We start from the raw sequence: 23341 nt of genomic DNA on the forward strand, positions 1-23341 counted from the left end.
AGCCTCCGGGCGCCGGGACCGGTACGACACAGCAGCGGGAGACCTGACTCAGATGCACACCGACCTCGTGGCCGCGCTCGACATCGGCGGCACCAAGATCGCCGGAGCGCTGGTGGACGGCGACGGCCGGATCCTTCTGCGCGCGCAGCGTGCCACGCCCGCGCGGGAGAGCGGCGACACCGTGATGCGGGCCGTCGAGGACGTCATCGGCGAGCTGACGCTCTCCCCGCTGTGGAGCCGGGCGCGGGCGGTCGGGATCGGCAGCGCGGGCCCGGTGGACGCCTCCGCCGGCACGGTGAGTCCCGTGAACGTGCCGGGCTGGCGCGGCTTCCCACTGGTGGAGCGGGTCCGTACGGCCACGGCGGGCCTGCCGGTCGCGCTGATCGGCGATGGAGTGGCCATCACCGCGGCCGAGCACTGGCAGGGTGCCGCCCGAGGCCACGACAACGCGCTCTGCATGGTCGTCTCGACGGGTGTCGGCGGCGGCCTGGTGCTGAACGGGCAGTTGCATCCGGGCCCGACCGGCAATGCCGGTCACATCGGGCACATCAGCGTCGACCTCGACGGCGACCCCTGCCCGTGCGGCTCCCGCGGCTGCGTCGAACGCATCGCGAGCGGTCCGAACATCGCCCGGCGCGCGATCGAGGGCGGATGGCGGCCGGGGCCCGACGGTGACACCTCCGCCGCCGCCGTGGCCGCCGCGGCGCGGGCCGGGGATCCCGTGGCCGTGGCCTCCTTCGAGCGCGCCGCGCAGGCGCTCGCCGCCGGCATCGCCGCGACCGCGACCCTCGTGGAGATCGACGTCGCCGTCATCGGCGGGGGAGTGGGCAAGGCCGGCGACGTCCTCTTCACGCCGCTGCGCAAGGCCCTCGGTGCCTACGCGACGCTGTCGTTCGTGGAGCGCCTGACCGTGGCACCCGCGCTGATGGGGACGGACGCCGGCCTGGTCGGTGCGGCGGCGGCCGCGCTCAGCGGGAGGCCGAGCACGACCGCCGGGGTGTGAGAGTGCCGGGTCCGGGGGCAGCCCGCCCGGACCCGGGGCGCCGCTCTCAGCAGGTGAGTCGGGCGTCCGCCCAGTCCGCGTGGTCGGAGTCGATGCCGTCGCCGCCGTCCGTGACGACCAGCCGGACCACCTCGGCCCCGCTGACGTCGGCCGAGACCGACTGCGCCGGCATCGCCGTGGTCAGCACCCCGGTCGAGGCGACCTTCGTGCCGTCCGCCCAGATCTCGAAGGCGACCGAGCCGTTGCTGCTCTTCTCGTCGTCCACGCCCACCTCGGCGGTGACCCGCTCGCACGCCTTGCCGGTGTAGTACTCGACGGCGCTGTCCGCGTGCACGCCGAGCCCCGTGGCGTACACGGCACCGCCGATCGTGAGCGGACGCCCGTCGCCCGCCGCGCTCTCGCCGTTGCTGGTGTTGCGCTCGACCGGCCCCCACCCGTTGGCCGCCGACATCCAGGGCAGGTCGCCGAGCCGGGAGACTCCCGTCGGCGGGGCGACGACCACGGAAGCCGTCAGCGGCACGATCGTCTCGGCGCGGACCCCGGCCGGGGAGCGGTAGACCGCCTTGAGCGTCAGGGTGTACGAGCCCGTGGCCGTGCCCTCGGGTGCGGTGACCTCCCATGCCGTGCGCAGGGACCGGCCGGTGGGGACCGAGCCCGCGGTGGTCGGCGAGGTCGCCCTCACGCGCCAGCCCGTCGGCGCGGCGAGCGACACGGAGACCTGCCGGGCCGGTGTGCGGCCCAGGTCCGTGAAGACCGAGGACAGGGTGGCGGTGCGGCCCGCCTGGACCAACGGGCTGCCGTTCAGGGCCAGTTCGGCGGCGGGCGGGTACGCGGACCAGCCGGCGTCGGCCGAGACCCGCACGAGGACCGTCCCGTGCGCGGGGACGGTGGCGGAGATGGCGCCCGCGGTGTTGTAGCTCCGGTGCTGCCACAGATCGCGCAGGGTGTAGGCGTCGGCCTCGGGCAGGCCGACGGCTCGCGCGCTCGTGCTGATCCGCTGGGCGCTGCCGGACTCGTTGAACAGCGCCACCGCGCGGCTGCCGTCCTTCAGCTCCTTGGCGACGACCCAGCGCCCGCCGGCGGAGGACAGCACCGTGCCCTGCTTGCCGAGGGGGTCCTGGTCGACGGCGACGACCTCCTTGTTGCCGAGGATCCCGAAGGTCGCGTCGGACGCCGTGCGCAGGTCCGAGCCGATGAGCAGCGGTGCGGCCATGACCGACCACATGGAGAAGTGCGAGCGGTACTCGGTGTCGGTCATGCCGCCGTTGCCGACCTCCAGCATGTCCGGGTCGTTCCAGTGGCCCGGTCCGGCGTGCGGGGCGAGCGGCAGGTTCTGCTTGAGGATCGACAGCATCGAACCCCAGTTGTCACTGATGTCCCCCGTCGTGCGCCACAGGTGCCCGACGTCGGACGCCCACTCCCAGGGCTTGTTCTGCCCCCACTCGCAGATGCTGTAGACGATGGGCCGCCCGGTCGCCTGGAGCGCGTCGCGCATCGTCGTGTAGCGCGTCTTCGCGTCCACGCCCTGGTTGTTGCAGTTGTCGTACTTGAGGTAGTCGACGCCCCAGTCCGCGAACTGTCGTGCGTCGCTGTACTCGTGGCCGAGCGCTCCGGGGAACCCGATGTCGCTGCACGTCTTCGTGCCCGCGCTGGTGTAGATGCCGAGCTTGAGCCCCTTGGAGTGCACGTAGTCGGCAACTGCCTTGATCCCGTTGGGGAATCGCGCCGGATCCGGCACGAGTCTGCCGTCCGCGTCCCGGGTCGGCAGGGCCCAGCAGTCGTCCAGGTTGACGTACTGGTACCCCGCGTCCTTGAGCCCCTTGGACACGAAGATGTCGGCGATCCCCTTGACCATGTCCTCGTCGAACTCGGGTCGGCAGCCCGTGGAGTTCCAGTTGTTGAAGCCCATCGGAGGGGTGAGGGCGAGACCGTCCGCCGGTGCCTGGGGCTGTGCCGGGGCCGGGGCCGGAGCGTCCGCCTTCGGAGCGGGGGCGGCGAGGGCTGTCGGCGCCACGAGCCCTGTTGCGCACAACAGGCCTGCGGTGACCGCTCCGACCACTCTTCTGCGGGTTGTGTGGGGGTGAAGGTGACGCATCGTTACGTCCTCCGAAACTCGCGAGAGAAGGGGTGTCTGCATGCTCGCGTCAACCGTGCGCGTTTACGGTAGGACCTGTCGGACTCTGTTGGAAGGGGAGCGGCGGAACTGGCGTGATGCCTCGTCAGTTGACGTGCGGGAGGCGCCATATGGCCGTGGGGTCACCGTTGCGCGTTCGGTTGTGTTGGGTGTCCGGACGGTGGAGGGTGCGCGGCTCGTGCCTCGGGTGGGGGCGGCTCATGGCTCGGGTGGGGTGCGGTTCGTGTCTTGGGTCGGGTGCGGCTCGTGCCTCGGGCGTAGCCGTTGCCCGGCGAATCTTGTCCAGCAGGAGGGCGGCCGCTTCCCTCGGGCTGAGACCAACCGCTGGTCCGCTGTCGGGCTGCACTCCGCCCCCAAAGCTCTGTCCCGACCTTGCGGCTCGCCCCTGGAAGACGCTGCCGCGGCATCGCGCGCCCAGCGTCACCGCTGAACAGCACCCAATGCGCGCGGTGATCGCGCGGCCCAGTGGCTCATCTCCCGCGAACTCGCCGACGCCCGGCCCGACGCCGTCCGCCCCAACCTCGTCACCGGTCCGAGCAATCTCGCCACCCGGCCAGGAAATGTGGGACGTCATGAGGAGGGAATGAGAGTAATTGACGAAGCGGTTCGAATGCGGTGGCGACTTGCTCGTGCTCGACCCGTGCTCCGTCAGCAAACCTTTGAGCAGTCTCTTGAGTTGTTATCCCAGCTGCATGAGTGGGCAACCGGTCCACGCAGAGAAGTAAGGGTGACTGTGGCTGTCCCGAGCCGACTTCAAGCTCGTGCCCGCTAGATCCTCTGATGTCAAGTGGCCTCTGTCTCCTCGCTATAGCGTGTGGCTATGTTCGCGTTCATACAACAGCTCCCTGCCTTGATGGGCGTGCTGATCGGCGCCCTCGGGTCGTACTTGGTGGTCATGCGCAGCGATCAAGCCCGCTTCCGTCGCGAGCAGGCGGCCCGATGGGAGGAACGGCGGCTGACCGTCTACGCCGACTACGCCCGGTCGCTGAAGAAGGCTGTCACTTTGGCCTACCGGATCGCGGCGCACCTCGGCAACGACCCTCACCCGCACCCCTTGTCGCCTGAGGAGGCAGCGCCTCAATTGGCCGATGCCACTGCTGATCGGGATCCGGCCGGGGAAGCGCTGTTGATGCTCGGCAGCCCGGACGTGGTGGAGAAAGCCCGCGAGTGGGTCGTCGTGGTCATGGACATGGAGAGGTTCCTGCGAGACGGGACTTATAGCCCAGAAACGTGGTCAGCCATGCTTGATCGCCAGCGCGCCGCGCGTGAAGGGTATTACGCGGCCGTCCGGCGCGACCTGGCGCTCCCGCCCGGCCATTCCGGGCGATGGCGGCTCGCGGCGACCCAGACCCTCTAACCCTTATGGCCCGGCTTGTTCTGGCACGAAAGTGGCATGGCACGGGCCTGTTGGCTGGGCAGTCAGCTGTCCGCTCGCTGCGGATCACCGGGGACCGCCCGTATCCAGGAACGCAGTTTCCAGCAGACCGCGACGGGCCCTACGAGCATGGAAAGCATCCATAGGCCCACGCTGGCAGGGGAGATGAGGTAGTACTCCCACCGCGCCGGAAGTAGTGCTGGCAGGGCGATGGCCAGCACGAGGGCAAGCCATGTGCCTATCACCGTGAGCACGGCCTTCGACACGATTACCGCTCTCCGCATTGCATCCCCGCCCTCGACGTTCTTTGCCGGCCGTAGGTTACACAGCGGTGATGCCGGCTTTGACGTACTGGTCGACCTTGACCATCCGGTCGGGGGTCTCCGAACATGGCGACACCACCTCCGCGACCAGAAGCACGTGCTCAGGACGGGCCGAATGATGTCGATGGTCTCTGCGCGGCACACGACGAAGTCCGGGCGGCAATCGGTGAACGGGACGTCCTGAAGTCCGTGCGTCGAAGTCCAAGTCGGCGTTCGGCTCCGGGGCTTGCGGCGGCATCCAGGACGTGCGCCGAAATCCGGGCCATGCGGTGGCGCCGAACGCGCTCGGACTTACGGAGATCCGGGCGCGGACCCCGATTGTCAGTGCCCGTCGCTACGCTGGCGGCACTGTAACTACGAACAAGTCGGGTTACTGCTGTGCCCCGCTCCTCCGCCCCGTCAGGGACAGCACCGGAGGAGCGGGGCATGCTGCCGTCGGCTGCCCCGCCCGGCCCCGCGCTGCCCCGGAGGTCCGGGTGCCGCGAGTCCTTGGCGGGCCACCTCGCGGTGTGCGACCTCCCGTGCGTGAGCCCGGCGTGAGCGCTACCCGTGACCCGGGGCCGGGTTCGTAGTTGATCCGGGCATGAAGAAGCGAAGCATGCTCGCCGTTGCCTCCCTCGCCGCCGGATTCGTCGTCGCGGCGGTCACCCCTTCCCACGCCCTCGGCGGTGGGGACCCGCTCGGCGACCTGGACCTCGGCAGCACGATCAGCGACCTGGACCACACGATCAGCAACGACAGCCTGGCGATGGAGGAGGGCGTCCTCGACCAGGACGGCTGACGAGGGACTTGCGCGGCGCCGGCACCCGTGGAACAGGGGCCGGCGCCGCCGCATGTCGCCCGTCGGCGAGGCTCACCTCAACAGCGCCTGGTTTCCGTGGCAGGGTGGAACGGGCAAGCCTCAGGGGGCCAACAGAAGAGGGGGAACCGTGATCGTCTGGATCAACGGTGCGTTCGGTGCGGGGAAGACGACGACCGCACGGGAACTGATCGACCTGATCCCGAACAGCACGCTCTTCGACCCCGAGGTCATCGGCGGCACGCTCACGCACCTGCTGCCGGCCAAGCGCCTCGCCGAGGTCGGCGACTTCCAGGACCTGCCGATCTGGCGACGCCTCGTGGTCGACACCGCGGCCGCCATGCTCGCCGACCTCGGCGGCGTCCTGGTGGTCCCGATGACCCTGCTGCGCCAGGAGTACCGTGACGAGATCTTCGGTGGCCTCGCCTCGCGCCGGATCTCCGTACGCCATGTGCTCCTGGCCCCGGCGGAAACGATCCTGCGGGAGCGAATAGCCAAGCGCGAGGTGCCACCCGACCTTCCCGACGGCGAGCTGCGGGTGCGCCAGTGGGCCTTCGACCACATCGAGCCCTACCGCGCCGCGCTCGCCTCCTGGCTCACCGCCGACGCGCATCCCGTGGACACCAGCGCCCTCAGCCCGCACGAGGCCGCCCAGCGCGTCGCCGAGGCCGTCCGCAGCGGGGACGCGGCCGTCAGCGACATCGTGCAGACGCCCGAACCGACCGCCGAGACCCTCGCCGCCGGGGTGCTCCTCTTCGACGAACAGGACCGGGTCCTGCTCGTCGACCCCACGTACAAGCCCGGCTGGGAGTTCCCGGGAGGCGTCGTCGAACGTGGCGAGGCACCCGCGCGCGCGGGTATGCGCGAGGTTGCCGAGGAAACCGGCATCACGCTCGACGAGGTGCCCAGGCTCCTCGTCGTCGACTGGGAGCCGCCCGCACCCCCCGGCTACGGCGGTCTGCGCCTCCTCTTCGACGGCGGACGCCTGACCGCCTCCGAGGCCGGCCGGCTCCTGCTCCCCGGCCCCGAACTGCGCGAGTGGCGCTTCGTCACCGAGGAGGAGGCCGCCACCCTGCTGCCACCGGTGCGCTACGAACGCCTGCGCTGGGCACTGCGGGCCCGGGAACGGGCGGCGGCGCTGTATCTCGAGGCGGGGGTGCCGGTGGGGTGACCGCTGGGGCGGCCTGGAGTGCCGGTGGGGTGACCGCGAAGGTCGGCCTGGGGTGCCGGTGGGGTGGCTGCCGAGTCGGCCTGGGGGGTGCCGGTGGGCTGACTGTGGGCGTCGGTCCGGAGCTCCCGGGGGGTGACTGCCGGGGTGCCGGCTTGGGTCGCCGTGCTGACTCGGCGGGGCGTGCGGACGGTTCCCCTCCGGCTGTTCTTAGCCGTCCGGGCGTCCCGTGTGCCGCCTTCCTGCCCGTACGACGGCCTGTTTTCGGCCGTGTTGAGGCCTACGAATGGTTGTCGGCGGGGGTGGGTTTCCCGCCGGAGGTGAGGGTCCGACCGGACATGAGCAGGGGACTCCGCACCGAGAACCCCCGCGCACTCCCGGGCTGCCGGGCGTCGGTGCCTCACGGGGCGTGCGTGGCCGCCGATGCCCGTGGTGCCGCGGACGCCTGCCCGATCACTGGATCACCGTGTCCGAAGCAGGCCACGTCCGTGCCCAGGGCCGCCAGCCGCTGGAAGGAGGCGACGGCCCGGGACCGGTCCAGGTTGAACACGCCGAGCATCACGCTGCCGTCCACCGGGGACGCCGCGACGGCGTCCCCGGTGAACAGCACTCCGTGCTCCGGGAGATGGAGCGCGACGCTGCCGTCGGTGTGGCCGGGCGCGTGCACGACGTGGGCGCCGCCGCCGAAGTCGAGGACGTCGCCGTCCGCCACCTCGGTGATGCCGGGCGGACGGACGGGGGTCCCGGGCCGCGGCGGCAGCAGCTCGCTCGCCCGCGCGTGAATCGGCCGCTCCCAGTCCTCGAACACCGATCGCGGCTCCGGGACTTCACCGCGTACGACACGGGCGTCCAGCCGGTGTGCCAGCACCGCGGCACCGCTCAGCGCGGCGAACTCGCCCGCCCCGTCCGCGTGATCCTCGTGGAAGTGGGTGAGGACGATGCGCCGTACGTCACGGACATCGCGCCCGGTACCGGCGACCGCTTCGGTGATACGGGCCGCCGAACCCGACGGTCCGGCGTCGATCAGCGTCAACTCGTCGCCGTCGCACCACAGATAGGCCTGACCGACGGGAAACCGGAGCATGAGGAGCCGGGGAACGACCTCGACGACCTCCATCTCCGCAGCCGCATTCCTGTCCGTGGGGAGACCGCCCGTGGGCAGACCGTAAAGCGCGCGCCGACGCATCGCGAGGCCCCTCTGCCGAGAGCAGAGGGGCCTCGCGAAAGCTGTCGAGCCGTTGCCGCGTGATGGTCACGGCCGTTCGGCTCGCGCCGTGCCGGCGTCGGTGTCGGCGCGGCTCACCGCCCGGTCGGCCGGCTCAGCTCGCCGCGTAGTTCCGCAGGAACAGCGCCTCCGCCACGGACAGGCGCTCCAACTCCTCGGGCGACACGCTCTCGTTCACGGCGTGGATCTGCGCCTCCGGCTCGCTGAGTCCGATGAGCAGGATCTCCGCCTCCGGGTACAGCGACGCCAGGGTGTTGCACAGAGGGATGGAGCCGCCCTGACCGGCGTACTGCATCTCCTGGCCCGGGTAGGCGACCGCCATGGCGTCGGCCATCGCGGTGTACGCCGGGCTGGCGGTGTCCGCCTGGAACGCCTGGCCCTGGCCGATCTGCTCCGTCCGCAGGCGCGCACCCCAGGGCGTGTGGGCCTCCAGGTGGGCCTGCAGCAGCTTGGTGGCCTCGGCCGCGTCGACGCCCGGCGGCACGCGCAGGCTGATCAGCGCGCGGGCACCGGCCTGCACGGACGGCGTCGCGCCGACCACCGGCGGGCAGTCGATGCCGAGGACGGTGACGGCCGGACGCGCCCAGATGCGGTCGGCGACCGTACCCGACCCGATCAGCTGAACTCCGTCGAGCACCTTCGCGTCCTTGCGGAACGTCTCCTCGTCGTACTGGAGTCCGTCCCACCGCGCGTCACCGGCGAGCCCGTCGACGGTCGTCGAACCGTCCTCCGCGCGCAGCGAGTCCAGCGCCCGGATCAGCGCCCCGAGGGCGTCCGGGGCCGCGCCGCCGAACTGCCCGGAGTGCAGGTTCCCCCCCAGGGTGTCGACCTGGACGCGTACGAGGGTCATGCCGCGGAGCGTCGAGGTGACCGTCGGCAGCCCCACCCGGAAGTTCCCGGAGTCGCCGATCACGATGGTGTCGGCCGTCAGCAGCTCCGGGTGCTCCTCGGCGTACCGCTCCAGGCCCCCCGTACCCTGCTCCTCGGACCCCTCGGCGATCACCTTGACGTGCACGGGGACGCCCCCGTTCGCCTTGAGCGCGCGCAGGGCGAGCAGGTGCATGATCACGCCGCCCTTGCAGTCGGCGCTGCCCCGTCCGTACCAGCGGCCGTCGCGCTCCGTCAGCTCGAACGGCGGCGTCGCCCAGGCGGCCTCGTCCAGCGGCGGCTGCACGTCGTAGTGCGCGTACAGCAGGACCGTCTTCGCCCCTTCGGGACCGGGCAGGAAGCCGTACACCGACTGTGTCCCGTCCGGGGTGTCGAGCAGAGCCACGTCCTGGAACCCCTCGGCGCGCAGCGCGTCCGCGACCCAGTTGGCGGCACCCTCGCTCTCACTCCTCGGGTACTGGTCGAAGTCCGCCACCGACTTGAAGGCCACCAGCTCGGTGAGCTCCGCCTTCGCCCTGGGCATCAGCGAGGCGACGGTCTCGGCGACCGGATTCGACGACATGGGCACGCTCCTTGTGGGTGCGACGTCGTACGTCGGCGTACGGGGCGTACGCGACGTACGGTGTACGGGTTGTGGACCTTGTGCGGATTGTTCTCGATGTCCCCCGGGGCGTACGCGCGCACTGGGGTGCAGGGCGCGTACGTTGCCGATCCTCCCACAGTGGCCTGCGGCGATGCCCGCCGTAGGATGCGGGGGAAAGGTGCGGCAGGCGGCTGGATCGGGAGCATCAGACCATCGTGAGCGAGAACTCTTCGGCGGCGGACGACGCGCAGCAGGTATGGGACGTCGTCGTGGTGGGCGCGGGACCCGCGGGGGCCTCGGCCGCCTACGCGGCAGCGGTCGCGGGACGCAGCGTCCTGCTGCTGGAGAAAGCGGAACTTCCCCGCTACAAAACGTGCGGGGGCGGCATCATCGGCCCCTCCCGCGACTCGCTGCCGCCCGGCTTCGAGCTGCCGTTCCAGGACCGGGTGCACGCGGTCACGTTCTCGATGGACGGGAAGTTCGCGCGCACCCGCCGCTCCAGGCACATGCTCTTCGGTCTCATCAACCGGCCGGAGTTCGACCAGCAACTGGTCGAGCACGCGCAGAAGGCCGGCGCCGAACTCCGTACGGGCGTCACGGTCTCGCGGGTCGAACAGCACGGTTCGGCCGTACCGGACCGGCGCACCGTCGCCGTAGTCCTCCAGGGCGGCGAGTCCGTCCTGGCCCGTGCCGTCGTCGGAGCGGACGGCAGCGCCAGCCGGATAGGAGCGCACGTCGGTGTGAAGCTCGACCAGGTCGACCTCGGCCTGGAGGTGGAGATCCCGGTGCCCGAGACCGTCGCCGAGGACTGGAAGGGCCGGGTGCTCATCGACTGGGGCCCCATGCCCGGCAGTTACGGCTGGGTCTTCCCCAAGGGGGACACGCTCACCGTCGGCGTGATCTCGGCTCGCGGCGAAGGCGCCGCGACCAAGCGGTACTTGGAGGACTTCGTCGCCCGGCTCGGGCTCGCCGGCTTCGAACCGAGCATTTCCTCCGGCCACTTGACGCGCTGCCGCGCCGACGACTCGCCGCTGTCCCGCGGCCGGGTGCTGGTGTGCGGCGACGCGGCGGGCCTCCTCGAACCGTGGACCCGCGAGGGCATCTCCTTCGCGCTGCGCTCAGGACGGCTCGCGGGGGAGTGGGCGGTACGCATCGCCGAGGCGCACGACGCCGTCGACGCCCGGCGCCAGGCCCTGAACTACGCGTTCGCCATCAAGGCGGGGCTGGGCGTCGAGATGAGCGTCGGCAAGCGGATGCTCGCCGCTTTCGAGCGGCGCCCCGGTGTGTTCCACGCGGCGCTCACCGGCCTGCGCCCCGCCTGGAAGGTGTTCGCGGGCATCACCCGCGGCTCGACGTCGCTGGGCGAGATGGTACGCAGCCACCCCATGGCAGGACGCGCACTGACCATGCTGGACCGGCAGTCCGGAGGCTGATGGGATCGGCGGCTCCCCGACCGGCGCCGCCGGCGGGGGCGTCGGCGGGCGCGCCGGGGGACGGCCTCGCCCACGCGTGCGTCAGGGCTTGACCGTGATCCGGAAGACCGGGTGCTTGTGGGCGGCGGCGAGAAGTTCCTCGTCGCTGCTCTTCACGTTGACGTCACCGAAGAAGCGGCCGACCTCCCAGCCCCACTTCTCGAGGTAGGTGCGCAGGATCGCCGGCTTCTCCTCGTCGGCCAGCTCCACGGCGGTGAACTCCTGCGTCTTGCGGCCGACCTGAAGCTGTCCACCGCCTGCGGCCCGGAGATTGCGGACCCACTCGGAGTGGCCGCGGGCCGAGATGAGGTAGGGGCCGCCCTCGTAGGGGAGCGGGTTGACGGGAACCTTGCGCCACTCGCCGCTCTTGCGCCCCCGGACGGACAGCTCGGCGCTGCCGAGGAGGCTGACGCCGTGCCGCGCGAGCCATCCGACGAAACTGTTCATCGCCTTGTCGAAGGACTTCGGCTTCAGGTAGTGGGTCGACGACGACATCGGGATCCTCCTGGTAGGGGAGAGCGCTGGCGCTTAGAGAGCAGTGCTCTCGCTTGGCTTCAGTGTGTGCGAGATCGGTGATCCAAAGCAAGAGCGGTGCTCTCTATTTTGTTCGGTGCTCTTGTTTTGGTGCGGGTGCTCGCGGTTTGGGGCGGGCGCTCTCGGTTCGGAGCGGGCGTTCGCGGTCCCGGTCGGTCGTTCGCGGTACGGGGCGGTGTGTTTGGTGAGGGGGTGTTTCTGTGACTGGAAAGCGGGAGCGGGGAAGTGGGGGGCTGGGGGGTGGGTGTGCCAACACCGCCGCGATGCTGGTGGTGCGGGGATCGAGGCGGCGTGGATTGCTTGGGGGAGTGCTTGCTGTGGGTGGTGTAGTGCCTGGCCGCGGGGGCGGGCGCTCTGATCTGGTGGTCGGTGCTCACGCTAGAGAGCGGTGCTCGCCTAGAAGTGGCAGTCGGTGGCAGGTGGTTGGCGGTCAGCGGTTGCTAAGTGGAGAGGTGCTCGCCGTGACGACTGCTGCGTGTTTCGAGAGCGGTGCTCACCGTGGAGGGCGGTGCTCGCTGAGCAAGGCGGTGCTTAGCGAGCGGGCCAGTGCTCGCTAAGTGGAGCAGTGCTCGCAGTGCTCACTAAGAGGGCGGGTGCTCGTTGACCGGGCCGGCGCTCTTCGCAGAGAGCGGCGCTCACTGACCAGGCTGGCACTCACTCCGGGAAGGTGACCTTCACCGTGCGGGGGTTGCTCACTCGTGAGGGTGGTGCTCGCCGCGGCTGATCGTCCTTGCGCCGGCGGGTGAGCTGGCCCCTCGTTGCAATGTGCTCTCGCCCCGAGGCTCGCTGCGGTGAGCGGCGCTCACTTCGCGGGGCGCCGCTCATTGTGGGAAGCGGTGCTCACCATGGGGGCCGCGCTCACTGAATGAGGCGCCGCTCACAAGGGAGAGCGGCGCTCGCTCCGCAGGTCAGCGACCGCATCCTTCGATGCGTAGTTGTCGCGAGATCGCTGCTCACCACGGCGAGCGGCGCTCACGTAGAAGAGAAGTGGTGCTCACCTACGAACAGGGAGTGGCGTCCACGTCGAAGAGCGCCAGCCTGGCCGCTTCGCCGACTCCCTTCTCGACGTCCACCGCAGCGTCCCCGAAGAGCGGCGCCCATACTATGAGAGCACCGATCTCGTTTGTGTGCACTGCTCTGGAAACGTGGAATACTCCCCCCATGAGTACCGCAAAAGGCGCCAGGGCCCGGGCCAGGATCGAGGTCACCGCAGCCATCAAGGACGAGGCGCGCAGACAGCTCGCGTCCGAAGGTGCCGCCCGGCTCTCGCTGCGTGCAGTGGCCCGGGAACTCGGCATGGTGTCGTCCGCCCTCTATCGCTACTTCCCAAGCCGTGACGACCTGCTGACCGCGTTGATCATCGACGCCTACGACGCCCTCGGCGAGGCAGCGGAGGCGGCGCATTCCGCGGTCGCCGACGCCGCGCCGCAAACCCGTTGGGTCGCGGTGTGCGTAGCCGTACGTGAGTGGGCGCTGGCGCATCCGCACGAGTACGCGCTGATCTACGGTTCGCCCGTACCCGGTTACGCCGCCCCGGACACGACCGTGCAGCCCGCGTCCCGAGTGGCTCTGCTCCTTGTCGGCATCGTCCGTGACGCCTATCGGGGCAAGGGTGTGGCACGGCCTCCGCTGGCGGCGGAGCTGAAGACGGAGGCACGGCGGATGGCCGCCGACATCGCGCCCGACCTTCCGCCCGAGGTGGCCGTGGCGCTCGTGGCCGCCTGGGCGCAGTTGTTCGGGCTGATCGGATTCGAGCTGTTCGGCCAGTTCCATCGCGTCGTCGAGGACCGCGACCCCTTCTTCCGGCATGCGGCGGCGCAACTCGCGCACGGGGTAGGGCTGGTGTTCCCCCAGCCCTCTTGACTGCGCCCCCACCTGCCGCCTGCCCGCCAGGCGAACCGGCAGCCACTCCATTGCCAGAGGACCCGACCCGCCGACTACGCCCCCGGCCGCCTCCCGCCTCGAAGCCCTCAGCGCCATCCGAGCCGTCGAAGAACTCCAATCCGTCCGAACCGTCCGAGCTGTCGAAGAACTCCAAGCCGTCCGAACCGTCCGAGCTGTCGAAGTTCTCCAAGTGTCCAAGCGCTGCAGCCCTCCAAGCCGTCGAACTCCCCGCACGTCCGAGCCGTCCGAGCCGTCCGAGCCTCCGCACTCCCGCACGTCCCAGCCCCCGCACCACACACCCGGCGTCGTACTCCCTCGGGAGTACGGCTGGTCGCCACGCCCGGCTGACGCCCGGAGGGCGCCGCGGCGTCTAGCGTGACGGGCATGGAAGAGCAGCGCACCCGCGGGGCCCGGACGTGTGGCGGGCCGCCATCCCGCACGTGGGGCGGGCCGCCCCGGTGGTGGCGGCACTGGCCGCCCGGGTGGGGCCGCCGGGACGACGAGGACCGCCGTGCCCGCTGGCCGTGGCGCTCCACGCTCCTGCTCACCGTCTTCGTGCTGGCCGGCTCCACCTTCGCGTCCCACGCCCAGGCGGGCGAGCGCGCGCCGTTGGACGTTTTCGCGCGTGTGCTGCTCGTCGCGGGGTGTGGCGTGCTGCTGTGGCGGCAGCGGTATCCGGCCTTCGCGGTCTTCGCCACGGCCGCGGCGGCGACGGTCTATCTGGGCGCCGGGTACGCGTACGGGCCGGTGTTCCTCACGGTGGCGGTGGGCTGCTTCGGCGCGATCGTGGCCGGGCACCGCCGGGCCGCCTGGGTGGCGGTCGGGATGCTGTGGGTCGGGCATGTGCTCGTCGCGCACTGGCTCTACCGCTGGCTGCCACCGGCGGGGGGCGAGCCCGCCGCGTGGAGTCAGGAGATCGTCACGGCGACCTGGGTCATCGCCATCGTGGCGGTGTCGGAACTGGCCCGCGTACGCCGTGAGCAGTGGGCGCGTGACCGGGCCCAGCGGGCGCTGGCCGCCGGGCGGCGGGCCGACGAGGAGAGGCTGCGGATCGCTCGTGAACTGCACGACGTCCTCGCGCACAGCATCTCCGTGATCAACGTCCAGGCGGGCGTGGGTCTCGCCCTTCTCGACTCCGACCCGGAACAGGCGCGGACGGCGCTCACCACCATCAAGACCGCCAGCAAGGAGGCGCTGGGCGAGGTCCGGCAGGTCCTCGACACGCTGCGGGCCCCCGGTGAGGCTCCGCGCGCACCGGCGCCGGGGCTCGACCGGCTCCCCGAACTCGTGGAGCAGGCCGCGAGCGCCGGACTGACGGTCGAGGTGCAGGGCACGGTCCCGGCGCTGGCGACCGGCACGGACCTCGCCGCGTTCCGTATCGTGCAGGAGGCGCTCACCAACGTCGTACGGCACTCGGGGTCGCGGCGGGCGCGGGTGCGGATCGACCGGGCGGAGGGGGCGTTGCGGCTGCTGATCGACGACGACGGGCCCGCGACCGGTGCGGACGCCGGGGGCAGCGGGAACGGGCTCGCCGGGATGCGCGAGCGGGCGGCGGCGCTGGGTGGCACGATCGAGGCCGGCCCGCGCGCCGAGGGCGGTTTCCGCGTCCTGGCGGTGCTGCCGCTGAAAACCGAGGAGGCCAGGTGATCCGCGTAGTGCTCGCCGACGACCAGTCGTTGGTCAGAGCGGGATTCAGGGCGCTCCTGGACGCGCAGCCGGACATCGAGGTGGCCGGTGAGGCCGCCGATGGTGAGGAGGCGCTGGACCAGGTGCGCGCACTGCGCCCGGACGTCGTGCTGATGGACATCCGGATGCCCCGGCTCGACGGGCTCGCCGCCACGCGGCGGATCACCGACTCCCCGGATCTGGGGAGCGTCAAGGTGGTCATGCTCACCACCTTCGAACTGGACGAGTACGTCTTCGAGGCGATCCGCTGCGGAGCCTCCGGTTTTCTGGTGAAGGACACCGAGCCGGAGGAACTGCTGCGCGCCGTGAGGGCGGTGGTGGAGGGGGACGCGTTGCTGTCGCCGGGTGTGACGCGTCGGCTGATCGCGGAGTTCGCGGCCCGCTCCAAGGAGCCCGCGGCCGCCGGGGAGTTGAGCGAACTCACCGAGCGGGAACGGGAGGTGATGGCCCTGGTCGGCATCGGTCTGTCGAACGACGAGATCGCCCGCCGCCTGGTCGTCAGTCCGCTGACCGCGAAGACGCACGTCAGCCGGACCATGGTGAAACTGGGTGCGCGCGACCGGGCCCAACTGGTGGTGCTGGCCTACGAGTCGGGCTTGGTGCGGCCGGGCTGGCTGGGCTGACCGGCCCGCGGGAACCGCGTCAGGACCGTCACGACGGTCGCGAGGAAGACGCAGGCCGCGAAGCCCGCCGCCGTCTGCCTCAGCGGGCCGCCCGACAGTCCGAAGGCCGCGGGGAGGGCGTGCGCGACCGCCATGAAGGCGGCGCCCGCCAGAATCGCGCCGGCGAACAGCGCGTAGCCGATCTCGACCGTCATCGCGTCCCGCTCCGCCTGCGTACGTTTCCCCATACTTGCAGTCAAACAGGCGAATGCCCGACGGACAAGAAGTGTCCGTCGGGCGGGCCGAGTTGAGGAGACGTGCCGGTTCGCACCGAGTCGCCGGTGCGGGCTCAGTCGACGACCGCCACCCTGGCCTCCTCCGTCTGCTTGCCGGTCTCCAGTGGCTTCTCCGGCGTCTTCGCCGGCGACACCTCCAGCGGCTCCCCGTGCGAGGAGCGGGCGACCAGGATCGTCTCCCGTGAACGCGGAGTCCGCAGTCCGGTGAGGGTGATGAGCAGGCCCGCGAGAGCGATGCCCGTCACGACGACCAGGCCCGACCGGTAACTGTCGAGGACCGCCTCGGGGGAGGAGCCCTCGGAGGAACTCGCGGTCACCACCGCCGTCACCACGGCCAGGAAGATCGCGCCGCCCACCTGGACGGAGGTGTTGAGCAGGCCGGACACCATTCCCTGCTCGTGGTCCTCCACGCCGTTCGTGGCCTGGATGTTGAGCGACGGGAAGACGAGGGCGCAGGCCGCGCCGATCAGGAGCATCGTCGGCAGGATGACGGCCGCGTAGACGGGGTCGAGGTCGACGCGGAGGAACAGGGCGTAGCCGACGACCATCAGGGCGAAGCCGACGGCGATGAGGCGCGGGGTGCCGAACCGGTCGACGACGGAACCGACCTTCGTCGAGGACAGGGCGACCAGCGCGCCGGCGGGCAGGAAGGCGAGCGCGGTGTGCAGCGCCGACCAGCCGAGCAGTGACTGCATGTACAGCGTCACCATGAACTGGAAGCCGACGTACGAGCCGAAGAACGCCATCGCGCCGAGCTGGGCGCGGATCTGGCTGCCCGAGCGGAGCACGCCGAGCCGGATGAGCGGGCTGGGGCTGCGGCGTTCGACGGCGACGAAGACGGAGAGCAGGACGGCGACGGCGGCGAAGGAGAGCAGCGTGCGGGCCGTGCCCCAGCCCACCTCGGGCGCCTGGACGACGGTGAAGACGAGCAGCAGCATCGAGGCGGTGCCGAGGACGGCGCCCGGGATGTCGTAGCCGCGGTGGTCCTTCTCGCGCTCGCTGCGCGGGATGAGCTTCAGGCCGGCGAGCAGGGCGACGACGGCGATCGGGGCGGGCAGCAGCATGGTCAGCCGCCAGCTCGCCTCGGTGAGGAGGCTGGAGAGCACGAGCCCCATGGAGAAGCCGGTGGCCGCGCAGGTGGTGTAGATCGAGAGCGCGCGGTTGCGCAGGGGGCCCTCGGCGAAGGTCGTGGTGATGATGGACAGTCCGGCCGGCGCGGTGAACGCGGCGCTCAGGCCCTTGATGAAGCGGCTGGCGATGAGCAGCGGGCCCGAGTCGACGAGCCCGCCGAGCAGCGACGCGAGCGCGAAGACGCCGAGGGCCACCAGGAAGACCTGACGGCGGCCCAGGAGGTCGGCGGTGCGTCCGCCGAGGAGGAGGAGTCCGCCGTATCCCAGGATGTAGCCGCTGACGATCCATTGCAGCGTCGACGTGGAGAGGTCGAGTTCGGAACCGATTGACGGCAGGGCGACGCCGACCATCGACACGTCCAGCGCGTCCAGGAACATCGCGGCGCAGAGCACCAGCAGGGTGCCCCACAGCCGGGGCGTCCAGCTTCCCTGGGACGCGGGGGTGGTGAGCGGAGAGGTCATGCCGACGACATTACATGCGCACGCATCCAATGCAAATGCATTTAATTCCGATGCAACAAAGTCGGTTCTTTGCTACGGTGCGGCCATGGCGGCGAAGAAGGCCGAGCACGTGCTCGTGGACCAGTGGCGGGACATCCTGGCGGTGCATGCGCGCACCCTGTGCGAGCTCGACCGCGAACTGCATCGGTACGGCCTGGGCGCCAGCGACTTCGAGGTGCTCGACGTGCTGGCCGCCGAGGGCGCGGCGCCGGACGGCGGCCCGTCGTATCGCGTGCAGGAGATCTCCGAGCGGGTGCACCTGAGCCAGAGTGCGCTGTCCCGGCTGATCGGCCGCCTGGAGAAGGACGGACTCGTCACGCGGTGCGTGTGTCCGGAGGACCGCAGGGGTGTCAGTGTGGCGCTCACGCCGCGGGGCCGCGCGCTGCGCGACGAGGTGCTGCCGGTGCAGCGCGCGGTGCTGCACCGGACACTCGCGGGCGGCGCCACCGACTGCTCCTGACCCGCCCGTCCCCACGGGCCGGCGGCCTCGCGGGGTCCGGGGCGCGGGTGAGGTGGCGCTTCGGGTTCAGTTCCAGGTGACCGCCGACGTCTCCCGCCACAGCGCGGCCACCTCGGTGGCGCCCGTCACCTCGGGGAACGGCCGCCGGTTCCACAGCGACAGGTACAACTCACCTGCGGTGCCCACGAGTTCGCAGTCGGCGTGTCCGTCCTCTCCCCGTTCGGTCGCGGGGGGCTGCGACGACAGCCGTACGGTCCACGCGGCGCCCTCCGCGTCGGTCGCCCGCAGCCTCAGCGTGCGAGGCTCCGCCGAACGCACCCTGCTCTTCGCGCGGTTGTGGAATCCGTACAGCAGCTCGTCGATGCCGTCCAGCGCGAAGTCCCTGCCGACCGGAGTCGATTCGGCGCCCAGCGCCGACTCGGCGTCGACCCGGTGCACGGTCGTCTCGTGGGCCTGTCGTCGCGCCCAGAACGCCAGCGGCGAGGGGGCGGGCATGAAACTCCAGCACTCGGTGTCGGGCGGAGCGGCGGCGAGCGTGTCGACGAGCCGCCGATGGCCCTCGCGGAACCAGGCCAGGAGCTCGTCGCCGTCCAGGTCGGGCAGGCCGCCGTCGGGCTGGTAGGAGGTGTGCCGTTCGGCGACGAATGCCGTCGCCCAGCGGTGCACCATGCCGGTGTGCCGGAGGAGGTCGCGTACCTGCCAGTCCGGGCAGGTCGTGACCTTGGCCTCGGTCCCGGCCTGTTCGGCGGCGGCCGCCAGCAACTGCCCCTCGCGGTCGAGTATGTCCAAGAACTGAGCGATTTCCATGCGGTGAGTGTGCCGGACGGAGTGCGGTCGAGGGGAAGCGGATCTCGCGCGTCGCGGCGGTGGGGCCGAAGTCGGCCTTTCCTGCACGGGGTTCAGTCGCGTTGCCGCACGACCTTGCAGGCAAGGGGCGTTGCCCACGAGGCCGTTGACCTGGTGGGCAGCACGCACCTCATCCACGTCGCCGGTCGAGGGCCGCGCCGGCGCGGCGTCGTCCGCGGCTGCGCCGGGGTCGTCGCCCCGGCCGCCGTCGGGTTGCTCGTGACCGCCACCGCGGTCGAGCGCCGACCGCGGGGTGGAAGAGGAGCCGTCGCGCGACCCGCACGTGGGCTCCCGGCCTCGGGTGGATGCGGCGCGGGCGTCAGGCGACCGTCACCCGGCGTGTGGCGAATCCGATCAGCGCCGCGACTCCCGCCAGCACCGCCACGCTCGTGAGCGCCGTGGGCAGGGAGTACCAGTCGGCCATGAAGCCGATCGCGGGCGGCCCCAGCAGCATGCCCCCGTAGCCCAGCGTGGACGCCGCGGCGACGCCGGTCGGGCCCGCGAGTGCGCCGGCGCGGTCGACGGCCACCGGGAAGATGTTGGCGAGCCCGAGGCCGGTGACCGCGAAGCCGAGCAACGCGGCCCACACCGAGGGGGCGAGCGAACCGACCAGCATGCCCAGCATGGCCGTGGTGCCGCCCGCCACGAGGGTCCGGGTCCGGCCGAGCCGTTCGAGGAGCGTCGTACCGCTCAGCCGCCCGATCGTCATGGCCAGGGCGAAGCAGGAGTAGCCGGCCGCCGCCACGCCGGGGTGCGCGTCGAGGTCCTGCTCCAGGTGGAGCGCGCCCCAGTCGGCGAGTGCCCCCTCGCCGTACGCGGTGCAGAGCGCGATGAGGCCGAAGACCGCGACCAGTCCGCGGGTGCGCCCGTCGAGGCGGCGGGGTGCCTTCTGCTCGGCGTCCAAGTGGCCGGGCGGTACCGGGGGTTTCTGGCGCAGCAGCGTGCGCCCGGCGACCGCTGTGACGAGGAGCCCGATCACGGTGAGGCCGAACAGATGGCGGGTGGGGGACAGGTGGGCGGCCACCAGCCCGCCGAGGCCGGCCCCGAGCATTCCGCCCAGGCTGTAGGCCGCGTGGAAGCTCGGCATCACCGGCCGCCGGAGCGCGGCCACGAGGTCGACGGCCGCGCTGTTCATGGCGACGTTGATGCAGCCGTACGCGGCGCCGAAGACGAGCAGGACGGCACCGAGGGACAGGGCGGAATGGGTGAGCGGCGGCAGTGCGACGCCGAGCGCGAGGAGGACGCCGCAGGCCACGGTCACCGGATGGCTGCCGAAGCGGCGGCACAGGCGGCCGGTGAGCATCATCGTGATCACCGCGCCGGCGGACACGCCCAGCAGGGCGAGCCCGAGTGTGCTGGCCGAGGCGCCGGTCTGCTCCTTGATGGCGGGGATGCGCACGACCCAGCCGGCGAAGACGAAGCCGTCGAGGGCGAAGAAGGCGGTGAGGGCGAGGCGTAGCCGGGTCAGGTCGTTGCCCGGCACGACGCTGTGCGGGGACAGTTTGTTTATTTGCGGCACAAACTCAGAGTAGGTGCGTGCGCGGGACGCGTACAAGGGGGAGTGGCCGAACTCAGACCACCACGACCTCCAGGCCCACGTCCTCGAACCGCCGTACCGTCTCCGCGTCGGCCCCCGAGTCCGTGACGAGCGTGCCCACCGCGTCGGCCGCGCAGATCCGGGCGAACGCCCGCTGTCCCAGCTTGCTGGAGTCGGCGGCGACGATCACCCGCTCGGCGCGCTCGCACAGCAGGCGGTTGATCGCGGCCTCCGCCTCGTCGTGCGCCGCCGCCCCGTGCGTGGCGTCGAGGGCGACCACGCCGAGCACCGCGACGTCGACGGTGATCTGGTCGAGCACGCCGTCCGCCAGCGGGCCGACGAGCTCGTACGAGGAGGGGCGGGCCACCCCGCCCGTCACCACGATCTTGAACTGAGGGCGTACGGCCAGCTCGTTGGCGATGTTGAGCGCGTTCGTCACCACCGTGAGCGCGGGGGACCCGGACGCCAGATCGGGGCGCACGGCCAGCGCGCGGGCCACCTCGGTGGTGGTCGTACCGCCGGTCAGGCCCACCGCCTCGCCGGGCGCCACGAGGTCGGCGACCGCCTTCGCGATCCGCTGCTTCTCCGAGGCGCGGCGGGCGGTCTTGTAGCGCAGCGGCAGTTCGTAGGAGACCCCGTGCACGACCGCCCCGCCACGGGTGCGGATGAGCATCTGCTGCTCGGCGAGCTGGTCGAAGTCCCGCCGGATCGTCGCCGCCGACACCTCCAGCTCCGCCGCGGCCTCCTCGACGTCGAGCCGGCCCCGCTCCACGAGCAGTTCCAGCAGCGTCTTCCAGCGGGCGTCGCGCGACATCCGCACTCTCCGTTCCTCGATCCTCCGCGAGGCTAACGCACCTCGATCGCGCTCAAATGCTTGATGTTGCTCGGAATGACGCATTATCTTGCACGAAACTGCATCCGTGGGAGGGGTACGGCATGACCCATGTCGAGAACGAGCTGAACAGCCAGCCCGAGTGCTGGGCCCGGGCCGCCGAGCAGGCCACCGGGCACGGGGCCGCGCTGCCCGCGCCGGGCGAGCGGGTCGCGATCGTCGGATGCGGCACCTCGCTCTTCATGGCCCAGGCCGCCGCCGCGCTGCGCGAGCGGTCGGGCCAGGGGGAGACCGACGCCTTCGCCGCGTCGGAGTTCCCGCACGGCCGCGCGTACGACCGCGTCGTCGCGCTCACCCGGTCCGGGACCACCACCGAGGTGCTCGACGTGCTCGGCCGTCTCAAAGGCGCGACGCGCACCACGGCCGTCACGGCCGACCCCCGGACACCGGTGATGGAGGTGGCCGACGACGTCGTGGTGCTCGCCTTCGCGGACGAACTGTCGGTCGTGCAGACCCGGTTCGCCACCACCGCCCTGACCCTGCTCCGCGCCCATCTCGGACTGCACACGGACGCCGTCGTGACCGACGCGGCCACCGCGCTCGACACCCCGTTGCCCGAAGGACTCGTCGACTGCGCGCAGTTCACGTTCCTCGGCCGCGGCTGGACCGTCGGGCTGGCCGCCGAGGCCGGACTGAAGATGCGCGAGGCCGCACTGGCGTGGACCGAGGCCTACCCGGCGATGGAGTACCGGCACGGGCCCATCAGCGTCTCCACCCGCGGCACGGCCACCTGGATGCTCGGTGAGGCCCCCGAAGGGCTGGCCGAGCAGGTGCGGGCGACCGGCGCCCTGTGGGTGGCCGGCCGTCTCGACCCGCTGGCCGAACTCGTCCGCGCCCAGCGGCTGGCCGTCGCCGTCGCCGCCGCCCGAGGACTCGACCCGGACCGGCCCCGTCACCTCACCCGCTCGGTGATCCTCGGTCCGGACGCCCGCTGAACCAGCTCAACCACCTGTGCAGAAGGAGGAGTTGTGCCACTCGCAGCCACCGGTGACCTGATCACCGCCGCCGTCGGGGAGCGGACCGCCGTCGCCGCGTTCAACATCATCACGCTGGAACACGTCGAAGCCGTCATCGCGGGCGCCGAGTCCGTGGACGCGCCCGTCGTCCTGCAAGTCAGCGAGAACGCCGTGAAGTACCGGTACGGACGGGTGCTCCCGCTCGCCCGCGCCGCGACCGCGGCGGCCGAGCGCGCCGCGGTGCCCGTCGCGCTCCACCTGGACCACGTGCAGAGCGACGCCCTCCTGCGCCAGGCCGCCGACGCCGGGTTCAGCTCCGTGATGTACGACGCCGCCCGGCTGCCGTACGAGGAGAATCTCGCCGCCACCCGGGCCGCCGCCGACTGGGCGCACGCACAAGGGCTGTGGATCGAGGCGGAGTTGGGGAAGGTCGGGGGGAAGGGCGGTGAACCGGCCCTCGACGCGCACGCACCCGGTGCCCGCACCGACCCCACCGAGGCGCGGGCCTTCGTGGCGGACTCCGGCGTGGACGCACTGGCCGTCGCCGTCGGCAGCACGCACGCGATGACCACCCGCACGGCGGCCCTCGACCACGAACTGCTCAAACGCCTCGCCACCGCCCTCGAAGTGCCCCTGGTGCTGCACGGCTCCTCCGGGGTCCCGGACGACGAGCTGGCCGCGGCAGTCGCCGGTGGCATCGCCAAGGTCAACATCGGAACGGCGCTGAACCTCGCCATGACCGGCGCCATCAGGGAGTTCCTCACCGCCCGCCCCGAGGCGGTGGACTCGCGCGCCTACCTCGGCGCGGGACGGGAAGCCATGGCCCGGACCGTGGCGCACCTCATCGGCGTACTGCGGACATGAGCGTCCGCGGGTGCGCACTCCGGACGTGAGCGTCCGCCGGTGCGTGCTGCGGGCATGAGCGTCCGCGCCGGTGCCGTGCTGCCTTGTTCGGTCCTGCGCGTGCGCCGGGTGACTTTCGCGCCGCCCGGTGCCACGGTCCGCTATCGGGGCAGCTACCGCTACGGGGGCGGCTCCGAGCAAGGG

The 23341-nt window shown here is 71.5% G+C and carries 20 protein-coding genes and 1 pseudogene; 11 read left to right on the forward strand and 10 right to left on the reverse strand.

Going from position 1 to position 23341, the window contains the following annotated elements; translation table 11 throughout:
- The first annotated feature begins 52 nt into the window (after positions 1–52).
- Positions 53–1003, forward strand: coding sequence for an ROK family protein (locus tag ACWGIS_RS22230; RefSeq protein ID WP_453364182.1), 951 nt, complete (start codon positions 53–55; stop codon positions 1001–1003).
- 46 nt (positions 1004–1049) lie between these two features.
- Here the strand turns inward: ACWGIS_RS22230 and ACWGIS_RS22235 are convergent, their stop codons facing one another.
- Positions 1050–3098: an NPCBM/NEW2 domain-containing protein gene (locus tag ACWGIS_RS22235; RefSeq protein WP_453364183.1), complete on the reverse strand. Its 2049-nt coding sequence runs from the start codon at positions 3096–3098 to the stop codon at positions 1050–1052.
- A gap of 859 nt (positions 3099–3957) precedes the next feature.
- On the opposite strand from ACWGIS_RS22235, the gene ACWGIS_RS22240 reads away from it, so the two are divergent.
- Positions 3958–4494, forward strand: coding sequence for a hypothetical protein (locus tag ACWGIS_RS22240; RefSeq protein ID WP_453364184.1), 537 nt, complete (start codon positions 3958–3960; stop codon positions 4492–4494).
- Positions 4495–4845: 351 nt separating this feature from the next.
- On the opposite strand, the pseudogene ACWGIS_RS22245 reads toward ACWGIS_RS22240, so the two are convergent.
- Positions 4846–5113: pseudogene (locus tag ACWGIS_RS22245) on the reverse strand (Uma2 family endonuclease); the annotation flags it as partial.
- A gap of 305 nt (positions 5114–5418) precedes the next feature.
- Between ACWGIS_RS22245 and ACWGIS_RS22250 the strand changes: the two are divergent.
- Positions 5419–5616, forward strand: a complete 198-nt coding sequence (locus tag ACWGIS_RS22250) for a hypothetical protein (protein ID WP_453364185.1) — start codon at positions 5419–5421, stop codon at positions 5614–5616.
- Positions 5617–5764: 148 nt separating this feature from the next.
- Positions 5765–6805, forward strand: coding sequence for an NUDIX hydrolase (locus tag ACWGIS_RS22255; protein ID WP_453364186.1), 1041 nt, complete (start codon positions 5765–5767; stop codon positions 6803–6805).
- Positions 6806–7202: 397 nt separating this feature from the next.
- Here ACWGIS_RS22255 and ACWGIS_RS22260 read toward each other — a convergent pair whose 3' ends face one another.
- Positions 7203–7919, reverse strand: a complete 717-nt coding sequence (locus ACWGIS_RS22260; RefSeq protein WP_453364187.1) for an MBL fold metallo-hydrolase — start codon at positions 7917–7919, stop codon at positions 7203–7205.
- 202 nt (positions 7920–8121) lie between these two features.
- Positions 8122–9477, reverse strand: a complete 1356-nt coding sequence (locus ACWGIS_RS22265) for a M20/M25/M40 family metallo-hydrolase (protein ID WP_453364188.1) — start codon at positions 9475–9477, stop codon at positions 8122–8124.
- A gap of 236 nt (positions 9478–9713) precedes the next feature.
- Between ACWGIS_RS22265 and ACWGIS_RS22270 the strand changes: the two genes are divergently transcribed.
- A complete protein-coding gene (locus ACWGIS_RS22270) occupies positions 9714–10931 on the forward strand; it encodes a geranylgeranyl reductase family protein (protein WP_453364189.1) in 1218 nt (405 codons plus the stop codon).
- Between the two features lie 81 nt (positions 10932–11012).
- On the opposite strand, the gene ACWGIS_RS22275 is transcribed toward ACWGIS_RS22270, so the two are convergent.
- A complete protein-coding gene (locus ACWGIS_RS22275) occupies positions 11013–11465 on the reverse strand; it encodes a nitroreductase family deazaflavin-dependent oxidoreductase (protein ID WP_453364190.1) in 453 nt (150 codons plus the stop codon).
- A gap of 1200 nt (positions 11466–12665) precedes the next feature.
- Between ACWGIS_RS22275 and ACWGIS_RS22280 the strand changes: the two genes are divergently transcribed.
- The 3 genes from ACWGIS_RS22280 (at position 12666) to ACWGIS_RS22290 (ending at position 15697) form a co-directional block, all read left to right on the forward strand.
- Positions 12666–13367 (forward strand): TetR/AcrR family transcriptional regulator, encoded by a 702-nt coding sequence (locus ACWGIS_RS22280; RefSeq protein WP_453364191.1) that lies wholly within the window; start codon positions 12666–12668, stop codon positions 13365–13367.
- 405 nt (positions 13368–13772) lie between these two features.
- Positions 13773–15035 carry a sensor histidine kinase gene (locus ACWGIS_RS22285; protein WP_453364192.1) on the forward strand — a complete coding sequence of 421 codons (1263 nt, stop codon included), beginning with the start codon at positions 13773–13775 and terminating at the stop codon, positions 15033–15035.
- On the forward strand, positions 15032–15697 hold the full coding sequence (locus tag ACWGIS_RS22290) for a response regulator (protein WP_453364193.1): 666 nt from the start codon (positions 15032–15034) through the stop codon (positions 15695–15697). Before ACWGIS_RS22285 ends, ACWGIS_RS22290 begins: the two co-directional genes overlap by 4 nt.
- On the opposite strand, the gene ACWGIS_RS22295 is transcribed toward ACWGIS_RS22290, so the two are convergent.
- Entirely contained in the window at positions 15658–15924 is a 267-nt protein-coding gene (locus tag ACWGIS_RS22295) for a DUF6332 family protein (RefSeq protein ID WP_453364194.1), read from the reverse strand. The genes ACWGIS_RS22290 and ACWGIS_RS22295 overlap by 40 nt on opposite strands.
- A gap of 101 nt (positions 15925–16025) precedes the next feature.
- Positions 16026–17564, reverse strand: a complete 1539-nt coding sequence (locus ACWGIS_RS22300) for an MFS transporter (RefSeq protein ID WP_453364195.1) — start codon at positions 17562–17564, stop codon at positions 16026–16028.
- Positions 17565–17649: 85 nt separating this feature from the next.
- Between ACWGIS_RS22300 and ACWGIS_RS22305 the strand changes: the two genes are divergently transcribed.
- The gene (locus tag ACWGIS_RS22305; RefSeq protein WP_453364196.1) at positions 17650–18063 is read left to right on the forward strand and encodes a MarR family winged helix-turn-helix transcriptional regulator; all 414 of its coding nucleotides are present in this window, start codon (positions 17650–17652) and stop codon (positions 18061–18063) included.
- Between the two features lie 66 nt (positions 18064–18129).
- On the opposite strand, the gene ACWGIS_RS22310 is transcribed toward ACWGIS_RS22305, so the two are convergent.
- From ACWGIS_RS22310 to ACWGIS_RS22320, 3 genes are all read right to left on the reverse strand, one after another.
- Positions 18130–18870 (reverse strand): maleylpyruvate isomerase family mycothiol-dependent enzyme, encoded by a 741-nt coding sequence (locus ACWGIS_RS22310; RefSeq protein WP_453364197.1) that lies wholly within the window; start codon positions 18868–18870, stop codon positions 18130–18132.
- A 358-nt stretch (positions 18871–19228) separates the two neighbouring features.
- Positions 19229–20392, reverse strand: a complete 1164-nt coding sequence (locus tag ACWGIS_RS22315; protein ID WP_453364235.1) for an MFS transporter — start codon at positions 20390–20392, stop codon at positions 19229–19231.
- A gap of 88 nt (positions 20393–20480) precedes the next feature.
- A complete protein-coding gene (locus ACWGIS_RS22320; RefSeq protein WP_453364198.1) occupies positions 20481–21260 on the reverse strand; it encodes a DeoR/GlpR family DNA-binding transcription regulator in 780 nt (259 codons plus the stop codon).
- A 122-nt stretch (positions 21261–21382) separates the two neighbouring features.
- Here ACWGIS_RS22320 and ACWGIS_RS22325 point away from each other — a divergent pair, with 122 nt between their 5' ends.
- A complete protein-coding gene (locus ACWGIS_RS22325; protein WP_453364199.1) occupies positions 21383–22273 on the forward strand; it encodes an SIS domain-containing protein in 891 nt (296 codons plus the stop codon).
- Between the two features lie 33 nt (positions 22274–22306).
- The gene (locus ACWGIS_RS22330; RefSeq protein WP_453364200.1) at positions 22307–23158 is read left to right on the forward strand and encodes a class II fructose-bisphosphate aldolase; all 852 of its coding nucleotides are present in this window, start codon (positions 22307–22309) and stop codon (positions 23156–23158) included.
- Positions 23159–23341 lie beyond the last annotated feature (183 nt).

The organism is Streptomyces sp. NPDC054842 (assembly GCF_053611025.1).

Excerpts from the sequence above, each read along its gene's own strand:
- ACWGIS_RS22235 (WP_453364183.1), bottom strand. The coding sequence starts at position 3,098 with ATGCGTCACCTTCACCCCCACACAACCCGCAGAAGAGTGGTCGGAGCG.
- ACWGIS_RS22305 (WP_453364196.1), top strand. The coding sequence starts at position 17,650 with ATGGCGGCGAAGAAGGCCGAGCACGTGCTCGTGGACCAGTGGCGGGAC.
- ACWGIS_RS22325 (WP_453364199.1), top strand. The coding sequence starts at position 21,383 with ATGACCCATGTCGAGAACGAGCTGAACAGCCAGCCCGAGTGCTGGGCC.
- ACWGIS_RS22310 (WP_453364197.1), bottom strand. The coding sequence starts at position 18,870 with ATGGAAATCGCTCAGTTCTTGGACATACTCGACCGCGAGGGGCAGTTG.
- ACWGIS_RS22230 (WP_453364182.1), top strand. The coding sequence starts at position 53 with ATGCACACCGACCTCGTGGCCGCGCTCGACATCGGCGGCACCAAGATC.
- ACWGIS_RS22265 (WP_453364188.1), bottom strand. The coding sequence starts at position 9,477 with ATGTCGTCGAATCCGGTCGCCGAGACCGTCGCCTCGCTGATGCCCAGG.
- ACWGIS_RS22275 (WP_453364190.1), bottom strand. The coding sequence starts at position 11,465 with ATGTCGTCGTCGACCCACTACCTGAAGCCGAAGTCCTTCGACAAGGCG.
- ACWGIS_RS22300 (WP_453364195.1), bottom strand. The coding sequence starts at position 17,564 with ATGACCTCTCCGCTCACCACCCCCGCGTCCCAGGGAAGCTGGACGCCC.
- ACWGIS_RS22295 (WP_453364194.1), bottom strand. The coding sequence starts at position 15,924 with ATGGGGAAACGTACGCAGGCGGAGCGGGACGCGATGACGGTCGAGATC.
- ACWGIS_RS22240 (WP_453364184.1), top strand. The coding sequence starts at position 3,958 with ATGTTCGCGTTCATACAACAGCTCCCTGCCTTGATGGGCGTGCTGATC.
- ACWGIS_RS22280 (WP_453364191.1), top strand. The coding sequence starts at position 12,666 with ATGAGTACCGCAAAAGGCGCCAGGGCCCGGGCCAGGATCGAGGTCACC.
- ACWGIS_RS22285 (WP_453364192.1), top strand. The coding sequence starts at position 13,773 with ATGGAAGAGCAGCGCACCCGCGGGGCCCGGACGTGTGGCGGGCCGCCA.
- ACWGIS_RS22250 (WP_453364185.1), top strand. The coding sequence starts at position 5,419 with ATGAAGAAGCGAAGCATGCTCGCCGTTGCCTCCCTCGCCGCCGGATTC.
- ACWGIS_RS22320 (WP_453364198.1), bottom strand. The coding sequence starts at position 21,260 with ATGTCGCGCGACGCCCGCTGGAAGACGCTGCTGGAACTGCTCGTGGAG.
- ACWGIS_RS22260 (WP_453364187.1), bottom strand. The coding sequence starts at position 7,919 with ATGGAGGTCGTCGAGGTCGTTCCCCGGCTCCTCATGCTCCGGTTTCCC.